Here is an 11,719-nt window from a genome sequence, read left to right as displayed (position 1 = left end):
GGACAGGGCCGTTGCCCGTTCGTCCCCGCCCGCACCCGAGAACCGAACAGGAGGGCCCGTGGCCTCTCCCTCCGCCGCAGCCAGGTCGGGCGCACCCGTCGCCCGCCCGGTCAAGAGCCGTCGCAACACCGAACTCGCCCTGGTGCTCGGCGCGGTGCTGGTCGCCGTCCTCGGCTATGTCGAAGTCGGCGTCAACATCGACGGCAAGGTGCCCCCGGGAGCCGCGGCGTACGGGATCGCGCTGGGAGTGCTGGCCCTGCTCGCGCACGGCGTGATCCGCTGGAAGGCCGAGTACGCGGACCCGCTGCTGCTGCCGATCGCGATCCTGCTCAACGGCATCGGGCTGGTCGTCATCTACCGTCTGGACCGCGCTACTCCGAAGAGCGAGGCGGCTCCCACCCAACTGCTCTGGTCCACCCTCGGGGTCGCTCTCTTCATCGGCGTGGTGGTGGTGCTCCGAGACCACAAGATCCTCCAGCGGTACGCCTACATCGGGGCGCTGGTGGCGCTGGTGCTGCTGATCCTGCCGATCTTCTTCCCGCCGGTGTACGGCTCGCGGATCTGGATCACCGTCGGCCCGCTCTCCTTCCAGCCGGGCGAGTTCGCCAAGATCCTGCTGGCGGTCTTCTTCGCCGCGTACCTCGCGGTGCACCGCGACGCGCTCGCGCTGACGGGCCGTCGGATCTGGAGGTTCCAGCTTCCGCGCGGGCGGGTGCTCGGTCCGGTGCTGCTGATCTGGGCAGCCTTCGTCGGCGTCCTGGTGCTGGAGACCGACCTCGGCACCTCGCTGCTCTTCTTCGGTCTCTTCGTGGTGATGCTGTACGTGGCCACGGCCCGCAGCGGCTGGATCGCGATCGGGCTCTTCCTGGCGGCGGTGGGGGCGGTCGCGGTGGGGTGGCTCTCGCCGCATGTGCACAGCCGGGTGACGGACTGGCTGGACCCGCTCGCCTCCATCTCGGCCGGGCAGGGCGCCAACCAGATCGCCCAGTCGCTGTTCGCCTTCGCCTGGGGCGGGGTGCTCGGCGCGGGACTGGGGCTCGGCCACTCGATCCTGATCGGCTTCGCGGCCAAGTCCGATTTCATCCTGGCCACCATCGGCGAGGAGCTCGGTCTGGTCGGCCTGGTGGCGATCCTCCTGCTGTACGCGCTGCTGATCTCGCGCGGCTTCCGGACCGGGATCGCGCTCAAGGACCCGTTCGGGCGGCTGCTGGCGATCGGCCTGGCGGCGATCGTCGGCCTACAGGTCTTCGTCGTCGCGGGCGGGGTGCTCGGCCTGATCCCGCTGACCGGGATGACGCTGCCGTTCGTCGCCCAGGGCGGTTCCTCGGTGGTGACCAACTGGATCATCGTCGCGCTGCTGGTGCGGATGAGCGACATCGCCCGCCGACCGCTGCCCGAGGGGGAGTAGGCAATGTTCGGACGCAACCGTGCCAAAGCCTCGGCCAACGGCGCGCAGGGCCTGCCCGGCATCTCCACCACCGGCCGCCGGGCCGGTACCTTCTGTCTGCTGCTGATCGTCGCGCTGGCGGTCCAGGCCACTCGGGTCCAGGTCTTCCAGGCCGACTCGCTGAACCACAACGTGGCCAACCAGCGGCTCACCGTCGAGCGCTTCCGCCAGCCGCGCGGCAACATCCTGGTGGCGGGCCAGCCGATCACCGGCTCGGTCGCCACCGGTGGCCGCTACGACTACAAGCGCACCTACACCGACGGCTCCCGGTACGCGGCGATCACCGGCTACTCCTCGCAGACGTACGGCAACAGCCAGCTCGAAGGCGTCTACGACGAGCTGCTCTCCGGCACCGACAACCGCCTTGCCGGCTGGGCGCTGTGGGACGAGATCGCCCGCAGGCAGAACCCCGGCGGTGATGTCTACACCACTATCGACAAGGCCGCCCAGCAGGCCGCGACGGAGGGCCTGAACGGTCAGAAGGGCGCCGTCGCGGCGATCGAACCGGCCACCGGGCGGATCCTCGCCCTGGCCACCACGCCCTCCTACGACCCGGGTGCCCTCGCGGGCAGCAGCGGGTCCGACCAGGCGGCGTGGGGCAGGCTCCAGGCGGACACCAACCAGCCGATGCTCAACCGGGCCCTGCGGCAGATCTACCCGCCGGGCTCGACCTTCAAGGTGGTCACGGCCGCTGCCGCACTGGCCGACGGGGTCGTCAACGACATCCAGGCCGGTACCGGGGCCCCGTATCCGTACGTCATGCCGGGCACCACCACACCGCTGGTCAACGACACCGGCGCCTGCAACTCCCCGGACCTCTCGCTGGACACCGCGATGACCTACTCGTGCAACAGCGTGATGGGATATCTCGGGGTCAGGACCGGCCTGGACAAGATGGCGGCGATGGCCGAGAACTTCGGCTTCAACGACCCCAGGCTGGACATTCCGGTCCGGGCCGCGCGCAGCAATTTCGACACCAGGATGAACCAGTCGCAGGTCGCGCTCTCCTCGATCGGCCAGTACGACACCGCCGCCACGCCGCTGGTGATGGCCATGGTCGCGGCGGGTGTCGCCGACAACGGCACGGTGATGTATCCACAGCTTGTGGACAAGCTGGCCAGGAGCGACGGCACCGCCGTCCAGGTCATGAAGCCCGCCGTCTACAGGAAGGCGATGACGGCGCCGGTCGCCGCACAGGTGCAGCAGTTGATGACCGACGTGGTGGAGAACGGCACCGGCCGCAACGCCCGGATCGGCGGAGCCACTGTCGGCGGCAAGACGGGCACCGCCCAGCACGGTGTGGACAACACCGGCACCCCCTATGCCTGGTTCATCTCCTGGGCCAAGCCCGGCGGCTCCCGCGACGTCCCCCCGGTCGCGGTCGCCGTGGTCATCGCCGACAGCAGCGCCACCGACGTCACCGGCGGCGGGCTGGCCGCCCCGATCGCCAAGTCCGTGATGCAGTCGATCCTCGACAACGGCCGCTGACAGCCGCCGGCGGCCGACATCGTTATCGCATCGTGGTGCGGCCGCCGAATGCGCCGTTCGCCGCGCTGGATCGGATCGGGTGTCCATTGTTGCGGCGCGGTGCGCGATTTCCAGCGGTGGCAGTCGAGTTGAAGACCGGCTCCGGCTTCCCGGCGTGAATGTTCCGGTGCGAATCGGGGAGTGATCGGCGAGTCTGGAGGCGGCTGAGGTGCGGCAACAGGGCCGGATGTGATCAGCCGGTGTCGGGATGTAGGGTTCCCGGTGTTCTATAGCTGCTTTTCGGGTGAACCGCCGCCTGCGATCTGTCGGGTTTGGTGGACGCCATACGACGATTCGTACAAGGCGGACCTCGGCTCTCGCCGATTGCGCGACTGGCGCATTCGCGTGGACTGTCCCATCTTTGTTCGGTTGGTCCGCATGCCCTCCCCCACAGGGCAGGCGCGGAACAGCTGCCAGGACACCCTCCCCCGCCTAGAAGGAACCAACGCGTTGACCACCCGAAGCACCACCAGCGCGCGTCTGTTCAGACGGAAGCCGATCGACACCCTGATCGCCGAGAGCGGTTCGGCCGACAGCCTGCCCGCCGGGGCGCCCGAGGGGGGCGGCCGCTCCGGGATACATCTGCGCCGCTCGATCGGCCTCTGGCAGCTCTCCTCGATCGGTATCGGGGCAACCGTAGGTACCGGCATCTTCTTCGTGCTGAGCAGCGCGGTGCCCGAGGCCGGCCCTGCGGTGATCGTCTCCTTCGTGCTGGCGGCGATCACGGCCGGGCTGACCGCGCTCTGCTACGCGGAGATGGCCTCCGCGATCCCGGTCTCCGGCTCCTCGTACTCCTACGCCTATGCGACGCTCGGCGAGATCGTGGCCTTCGGCGTCGGCATCTGTCTGCTGCTTGAGTACGGGGTCTCGGCCTCCGCGATCGCGGTGAGCTGGGGCCAGTACCTGAACAAGTTCTTCGACCTGGCCTTCGGCTTCCAGATCCCCGAGTGGATGGCGGCGCCGCCCGGTGACGGCGGCTACTTCAACCTGCCCGCCGTGGTCCTGGTGGGCATGGTCGTGGTGCTGCTGATCCGTGGCGCCAGCGAGTCGGCGAAGGTCAACGCGACCATGGTCGGTATCAAGATCGTCATCCTGGTGCTCTTCATCGCGATCGGTCTGACCGGCTTCCGCTCGGGCAACCTCAGCCCGTTCATGCCGCTCGGCTTCGGCGGTGTCCAGGTGGCCGCGTCCAGCATCTTCTTCTCGTTCATCGGCCTGGACGCGGTGTCCACGGCCGGCGAGGAGGTCAAGAACCCCCGCCGCACCCTGCCGCTGGCGATCATCATCTCGCTGGTCGTCGTCACCCTGCTGTACGTCGGTGTCGCGATCGCCGCGCTGGGTGCCCAGTCGTGGAAGAAGTTCGACGGCCAGGAGGCCGGCCTCGCGCAGATCCTGCAGGACGTCACCGGTCAGAGCTGGCCGGGCCTGATGTTCGCGCTCGGTGCGATCATCTCGATCTTCAGCGTCACCCTCGTGGTGATCTACGGCCAGACCCGCATCCTGTACTCGATGGGCCGCGACGGCATGCTGCCGAAGAAGTTCGCCGAGATCTCGCCGAAGACCGGCACCCCGGTCTGGAACACCCTGGTGGTCGGCGCGGGAGTCGCCGCCCTGGCCGCCTTCGTCCCGCTCGACATCCTGACCGACCTGACCAGCCTGGGCACCCTGGTGGCGTTCTCGGTGGTCTCGGTCGGTGTGATCATTCTGCGCCGCACCCAGCCGAACCTGCCGCGCGGCTTCAAGGTGCCCGGCTACCCGGTCGTCCCGGTGCTCAGCGTGGGCTTCTGCCTCTACCTGATCAAGGGCCTGCACCCGGTGACCTTCCTGTTCTTCGGGGTCGCCCTTGTGATCGCCGCCGCCGTCTACTTCGGCTACAGCGTCAAGCACTCCAAGCTCAACCGGACGGAGAGCGAGGTCACCCCGGTCGGCTGACGACGGGCTGACACACCGAGTCGAGGGGCTGCCGGGGAGATCTCCCCGGCAGCCCCTCCGCTTGTCCCGGCCGGTCCTGGGACGGAGCCTCGCGCCCCGGGGCGGCGCCGGGAGCGGGGTGTTGTACTCCGGACGCCGCCAGAGGGTGCCCGACGTCCGGTCATGAGTTTGGGTAGGTCACGTTGAGGCCGACACGCGGACGAGCGGGGAGACCCAGGTGGCGCAGGAGCCGGGCATGGGCGAGCAGCGGACGTCGGGTCACGGACGGCGGAGGTTTCTGGGGCTGGCCGCCGGTGCGGCGGCGGCCGGGCTGAGTGCCTGCGGCCCCGGCGGTACGCCGAGCGCAGCTGCCGGCGCAGGCACCGCCAAGCCGGCCGGTGGCTCCCCGAGCCCCGGCCCGAGCCGCAGCCCCGGCCCGTCCGCGACGCAGGCCGAGAACGACCGTCCGGGCAACGACGACTGGTCGGTCTCCAAAGCGGGCCCGGCGCGCGCGATCGAGGGGTTCGCGGACCGGGTGAGCGTGCTGCCCGGCGAGCGGTTCGGCCTCCATGTGTCGACGACCGCGCCGGGTTTCACCGTCTCCGCGTACCGGATGGGCTGGTACGGCGGCGTGCGGGGCCGGCTGGTCTGGCGTTCCGAGCGGCTGCCCGGCAGCCGGCAGGCCGACCCTACGGTCGATCAGCGGACCCGGTCGGTCCGCACCGGCTGGGCCAGGACCACCACGGTGGACACCGAGGGCTGGCCCGAGGGCAGTTATCTGCTCCGCCTGGACGCCGAGGACGGTTCGGGGCAGCGCTTCGTCCCGGTCACCGTCCGCTCGGCGTCCACCGCGGGCAGGACGGTGATCGTCAACGCCCCGGCGACCTGGCAGGCGTACAACGAGTGGGGCGGGTACAGCCTCTACAACGGCCCGACCGGCGGCCTGGCGACCCGATCGCTGGAGGTCACCTTCGACCGGCCGTACCTGTACGACGACGGCGCCGGGCTGTTCCTGGTGTACGAGGCGCCGCTGATCGCGCTGGCGGAGCGGCTCGGTCTGCCACTGGCGTACGCCACCGGTGTGGATGTCGCCCGGGATCCGCAACTGCTGCACGGGGCCGCCGCCGTGCTCTCGCTGGGCCATGACGAGTACTGGTCGCCGGAGCAGCGGGCGCACTTCACGGCCGCCAGGGACGCCGGGACCAATCTGGCGATCCTGGGCGCCAACTGCTGCTTCCGCCGGGTCCGCTTCGAGCCTTCGGACCTCGGCCCGGACCGTACGGTGGTCTGCTACAAGGCCGACTACCAGGAGGATCCGGGCTTCAGGGAGGGGAAGCCCGCGACCACCGACTTCCGCGAGGTGCCCGGGGCCGACCCGGAGAGTTCGCTGCTCGGGGTGATCTACGACGGCTACCCGGTTGACGCCCCGTATGTGGTGACCAACCCGGGGCACTGGCTGTTCGCAGGCTCGGGGGTCCAGGGGGGCGACAGCTTCCCGCACCTGGTCGGGGTCGAGTACGACCGGGTGCTCACCGGCTTCTCCACCCCCCGGCCGATCGAGATCCTGGCGCACTCACCGGTGGTCTGCGACGGGCGGCGCAGCTTCGCCGACTCCGCGTACTACACGGTGCCGAGCGGCGCGGGGGTGTTCGCGAGCGGGACGATGCGCTGGGTGGAGTCGCTGGACGCCAACGGCCCCGGCGGCGGCCGGGCGGATCACGGTATGGACGCCAAGGCCGGGGCGGTGACCCGGCAGGTCACCGAGAACCTGCTCCGGGCCTTCGCCGCCGGGCCCGCCGGGCGCACGCACCCGGCGAGCGACAACGTCGAGGCCGTCTACGGCAAGGGCTGACGGCCGGTCACTCGTCGTTGCCGACGCGGAGCACCTTGGCGGCGGCCGGTCCCGCGGTCTCGGAGCCGTGGCCGCCGCCCTGGACCTCGGCGGCCACGGCGAGGTCGTCGGCGTAGGCGGTGAACCAACTGTTGTCCGAGGACTGGCCGTTCACCTGCGCGGTGCCGGTCTTGGCCCCGATGTTGCCGCTGATCCCGGACATCGCGGTGGCGGCGGTGCCGTCCGTGGCGGTCAGGTGCATCATCTGGCGCAGCCCCCTGAGAGTGGACGAGGACAGCTTGCGCCCCGCGGGTGCCTGGTCGTAGCCCGGGATGACGATCGGCTGGTGGAAGGTGCCGTTCTCGACGGTGGCGGCGACCGAGGCCATGGTGAGCGAGTTCATGGTGATCTGGCCCTGGCCGATCAGCTGGGCGGCCCGCTCGGTGGTGCTGCCCGGCGCCGGGACGCTTGCGGGGGCCAGCTTCAGGCCGGTCTTCCAGACGCCGTCCCCGATGCCGAAGAACTCCCGTGCGGTGTCCCGGAGTTCGCTGCCCTTGAGGCTGGTCATGCCCTGCTGGATGAAGGCGGTGTTGCAGGACTCGGCGAAGTCCTTGCTGAACTTCCAGCCCTCGCCCGACTCGTCGTTGTCGTTCTTGAAACTGAAGCCGTTCACCGAGAAGTTCTGCTTGCAGGGCATCGCGGCGTCCGGGGAGATGCCGGCCTCCAGCAGGGCGGCGGCGGTGATCACCTTCATCGTGGAGCCGGGGGCCATCGCACCGAGGAAGGCCCGGTTCTGGCCGGAGGCAGGGGCGTTGGCGATGGCCAGGACCTTCCCGGTGCTGGGCTCGACGGCGACCAGCGAGGCGAACTCGGCGCCCCCGCCGGTCGCTTCCCGCACGGCCTTCTCGGCCGCGGCCTGCAGCTTCCCGTCGATGGTCAGCTTGACCGACTGGCCGGCCTTGGGCTCGGTGATGGTGAAGACCTTCTGCGGTGCGTTCTGCCCGCTGTCGTCGGTGATCACCACGCCCGTGCCGGGGGTGCCGGGGGTGCCGGACGGTACCCGGTCGCCCAACTCGCCCAGCAGCGGCTGGAGCGAGGGGTAGTTGCCGAGCGGCGCGCCGTTGCGGTCGGTGAGCGAGGAGGAGCCCGAGGCGGGCAGCGGCCGGACGGAGATGCTCTTGCCCGAGGTCAGCTGGGGATTGATCACGGTCGGAGTCCAGTGCACGGCGCTCTTGCCGTTGCTCAGCCTGACCATGCCGAGCACACCGTCGTAGCTCCACGGGGTGCTGCTCCCGTCGAACTCCACCGTGGCCTTGAAGCCCAGCGGGATCTGCCCGGCCGGTGCGGCGCCCGGCGCGGCCGAGGCGGCGGCGGTCGCCGGGCCGCCGACAGCCAGCGTGAGCGAGCTCGGTTTGACCTTGTCGCGGAAGGCCGCCAGCGTGGCGGTGGCGGTGTCCGGGCTGTCGGTCAGCGCACCCGCCGCCTCCAGGTCGCCCTTGGCCCAGGCGGCGAGGAAGGCTGTCGCCGAGTCCTGTGCCTGCTGCGCGCTCGGCGCCTGCGCGACCACTGTGCCGACCTCGGGCTGTGCGTGGTCGGACTTGCCCGTGGTGCCGTTCATCAGCGCATTGGCGATGTTGAACGCCCCGTATCCGGCGACCGAGAGCATCCCGGTGCAGACGGTGGCGATGCCTATCTTCGCGCCCTTGTTCATGGCTCGGTTCCCCCCGTGGTTCCGATTGTGCCTACCGAGCCACCCTAGGCGGACCGTTTCGTCAGCCCCATGGAGGCCCTGCACTCGTGACCCATTCGGTACAACTGCGGGCCGGGCGGCGGGCTCAGACCCAGGTTGTGAACCACATCCTGGCCCGCCAGTCCTGCATCGGGATCATCTGACCGGTGTACAGCGGGAGGAAGTAGAGGAAGTTCCACATGATCGCCAGCACCAGCAGCGCCGCCGCCGTGGTGCCGATCACCCGCCGGTCGTGCGAGGCGCCCGCCGGGCCGATCAGCGCGCCGATCATCATCGTCACGGCCAGCACCAGGAAGGGCACGAAGGCGACGGCGTAGAAGAGGAAGATCGTCCGCTGCTGGTACATGAACCACGGCAGGTACCCGGCGGCCAGGCCGCACAGCACCGCGCCCGCCCGCCAGTCCCGCCGCAGCGCCCAGCGGTACAGGCAGTACACCAGGGCCACCACGCCGGCCCACCACAGGATCGGCGTCCCGATCCCGAGCACCTCGCGGGCGCACTCGCTCGCGGTGCAGCCGTTCTGGCCGTACTTCGGCGACTCGTAGAAGTACGAGACCGGTCGGCCCAGGATCAGCCAGCTCCACGGGTTGGACTGGTAGGTGTGCGGGCTGGTCAGGCCGACGTGGAAGCTGTACATCGTCGCGTGGTAGTGCCAGAGGCTGCGCAGCGCGTCCGGCACCCAGGTCATGTCGAACTGGAACGGCATCTTCACGCCGAGCACGTACTCCGGCGACAGCCCGGCCCGGTGCAGCGCCCAGTCCCGGCCGTAGCCGCCCTGGCCGGGGGTGCTGCTGCTGAGGAACCAGCCCGTCCAGGAGGCCAGGTACACCCCGACCGCGATCAGCGACATCACCGGCAGCGCCAGCGTCGCGTCCCACAGCCCGAGGCGCAGCCAGCGCCGTGCCCCCGCCAGCCGCCGGGCGCCGATGTCCCAGCAGGCGGTGAGCAGCCAGAACGCCAGCAGCACGTACATGCCGCTCCACTTGGTGGCACAGGTCAGACCGATACAGACGGCCGCCGCCAGCCGGTACGGGCGCCAGCCCAGGCCCAGCCACTCGCCGCCCGGCTGCGTCAGGAGCCGACGGGCGATCAGCTCCCGGGTGCGGTCGCGGTCCAGCAGCAGGAAGCCGAAAGACGCCAGCATCCAGAACATGACGATCAGGTCGAGCAGCGCCGAGCGGCTCATCACGAAGTGCAGGCCGTCCACCGCGAGCAGCAGCCCGGCGACACAGCCCAGCAGGGTCGAGCGGAAGAGGCGGCGCGCGATCCGGGCGAGCATCAGGATCGAGACCGTCCCGAGCAGCGCCACCATGAACCGCCAGCCGAAGGGGTGCATCCCGAACAGCTGCTCGCCGATGCCGATCAGCCACTTGCCGACCGGCGGATGCACGATGTACGCGGGGTCGGTCCGGAACGGGATGCTCGGGTGCGGGGCCACGATCCGGGCGTTGGCGTCGTCCGGCCAGCTGGTCTCGTAGCCGCCGTGCCAGAGCGCGTACGCGTCCTTGGCGTAGTACGTCTCGTCGAAGATCAGGGAGGCCGGCTGGCCGAGGTTGGAGAAGCGCAGCAGCCCGCCGAACAGTGCCACCGCGATCGGCCCCAGCCAGCCGGACCAGCGGCACAGCCAGGACCAGAGGGGCGCGGGCAGGGTGATACCGCGCGCTGCCAGCAGCCTCGGGGGCGCCACCCGGCGGGGCGTCACCTTCGGGCCGTCCGGCATCGGCGGGACCAGCTGTTCGGCGATCTCCGGCCGCACCGGTGCCCGGTAGCCGTACCTGGCCAGCCCCCGCTCCCAGCCCGACCGCACCGGGCCGGCCTCGCGCGGGGCCGGGACGGCCCCCACAGGCGGCTCTTCGGGCGCGGGCAGCAGACCCACGCCGCCCTGCTCGGTGTGGTCCACGCCAATGGGCGTCTCAGGTGCCATCTTGCCGCTCACCCGCCACATCGTAGGGGTGGGCCATGAGCAGGCAAGAGGAAACCCTTCGGGGCAAGGGGGAAACCCCTTCAGGGCAGGCGGAGAACCTTCAGGGGCAGTGCAAGTCGGGGTCACTGGGTTCGGGAACCGAAGTGGGGGTTGACCGCGCACGCAGTTGATCAAGCAGAGCCCCGCGCCCCCGAGGGGCGGACCGGTTGCGTCGGTGAGTGGGTGGCCGACGGGCTGCGAGGATAGGGGGCGTGACAGGAGTACTGGTTCTCGCAGGCACACCCATCGGCGACGTCTCGGACGCCCCGCCCCGGCTGCTCACCGAGCTGGCCACCGCGGATGTGATCGCCGCCGAGGACACCCGGCGGCTGCGCCGGCTGACCCAGGCGCTGGGGGTGACCCCGACGGGGCGCGTGGTCTCGTACTTCGAGGGCAACGAGGTGGCCCGTACGCCCGAACTGGTCGAGGCTCTTCAGGGCGGTGCCCGGGTGCTGCTGGTGACGGATGCCGGGATGCCCTCGGTCTCCGACCCCGGCTACCGCCTGGTGGACGCCGCGGTCGCCGCCGGCATCAAGGTCACCGCCGTGCCCGGGCCGTCCGCCGTGCTGACCGCACTGGCGCTCTCCGGCCTCCCGGTGGACCGCTTCACCTTCGAGGGCTTTCTGCCGCGCAAGACCGGTGACCGGGCCCGCCAGCTGGCCGAGATCGCCGCCGAGCCCCGCACCATGGTCTTCTTCGAGGCCCCGCACCGGATCGCCGAGGCTCTGGCCGCGATGGCCACGGCCTTCGGCGGGGACCGCCCCGCGGCGGTCTGCCGCGAGCTGACCAAGACCTACGAGGAGGTCAAGCGCGGTCCGCTGACCGAGCTCGCCGCCTGGGCGGCGGACGGGGTCAAGGGCGAGATCACGGTCGTGGTCGCCGGTGCCCCGCCGGCCGCGCCGAAGGAGTACGGCCCGGCGCAGCTGGCCGAGCTGGTCGCGGCCCGCGAGGAGGCCGGGGAGCGGCGCAAGGAGGCCATCGCGGCGGTCGCGGCGGAGCTCGGACTTCCGAAGCGGGAGGTCTTCGACGCGGTGGTGGCGGCCAAGCACGCCTGATCCCGCTGGCAGCCGTCACTCGAACGCGCGCTCGGCATGGTGTGCCCGGTCGTTTCCCCGGTCGTACCGTAGAGGAAGGCCCCGGTTCATGCCCCCTGGTCAGGGGGCTGGGCAGGGCTTCGTACAGCCCTTTCCAATTCGGCGCCAAGACTTGGCAAGCCGGGTAGCGGAAGGCATGCTCCGGGCATTCCCTGAGAGGGAAAGACCCGAGCCGGACGGACGTCCGGCGGGCGCT

The 11,719-nt window shown here is 70.6% G+C and carries 7 protein-coding genes; 5 read left to right on the top strand and 2 right to left on the bottom strand.

All coding sequences use genetic code 11. The features are described from left to right. Positions 1-58 precede the first annotated feature (58 nt). The 4 genes from P3T39_RS24235 (at position 59) to P3T39_RS24220 (ending at position 6,737) form a co-directional block, all read left to right on the top strand. Positions 59-1,408, top strand: a complete 1,350-nt coding sequence (locus tag P3T39_RS24235; RefSeq protein ID WP_280700974.1) for an FtsW/RodA/SpoVE family cell cycle protein — start codon at positions 59-61, stop codon at positions 1,406-1,408. A 3-nt stretch (positions 1,409-1,411) separates the two neighbouring features. Then, entirely contained in the window at positions 1,412-2,935 is a 1,524-nt protein-coding gene (locus tag P3T39_RS24230; RefSeq protein ID WP_280700972.1) for a penicillin-binding transpeptidase domain-containing protein, read from the top strand. A gap of 489 nt (positions 2,936-3,424) precedes the next feature. Further along, a complete protein-coding gene (locus tag P3T39_RS24225) occupies positions 3,425-4,906 on the top strand; it encodes an amino acid permease (RefSeq protein ID WP_280700970.1) in 1,482 nt (493 codons plus the stop codon). 235 nt (positions 4,907-5,141) lie between these two features. Continuing rightward, positions 5,142-6,737 carry a N,N-dimethylformamidase beta subunit family domain-containing protein gene (locus P3T39_RS24220; protein WP_280701075.1) on the top strand — a complete coding sequence of 532 codons (1,596 nt, stop codon included), beginning with the start codon at positions 5,142-5,144 and terminating at the stop codon, positions 6,735-6,737. Between the two features lie 7 nt (positions 6,738-6,744). On the opposite strand, the gene P3T39_RS24215 is transcribed toward P3T39_RS24220, so the two are convergent. Further along, complete coding sequence (locus P3T39_RS24215; protein ID WP_280700968.1) at positions 6,745-8,427, bottom strand: penicillin-binding transpeptidase domain-containing protein; 1,683 nt, start codon at positions 8,425-8,427, stop codon at positions 6,745-6,747. Between the two features lie 124 nt (positions 8,428-8,551). Next, positions 8,552-10,390, bottom strand: coding sequence for a phospholipid carrier-dependent glycosyltransferase (locus tag P3T39_RS24210; protein WP_280701074.1), 1,839 nt, complete (start codon positions 10,388-10,390; stop codon positions 8,552-8,554). Between the two features lie 251 nt (positions 10,391-10,641). On the opposite strand from P3T39_RS24210, the gene rsmI reads away from it, so the two are divergent. Continuing rightward, complete coding sequence (gene rsmI, locus P3T39_RS24205) at positions 10,642-11,484, top strand: 16S rRNA (cytidine(1402)-2'-O)-methyltransferase (protein WP_280700965.1); 843 nt, start codon at positions 10,642-10,644, stop codon at positions 11,482-11,484. The last annotated feature ends 235 nt before the right edge of the window (positions 11,485-11,719 follow it).

This window comes from Kitasatospora sp. GP82 (assembly GCF_029892105.1).
Classification (GTDB): Bacteria; Actinomycetota; Actinomycetes; order Streptomycetales; family Streptomycetaceae; genus Kitasatospora.
The sequence above is the reverse complement of the archived record's forward strand: the minus strand, read 5'-3'. Positions and strand labels throughout refer to the sequence as shown.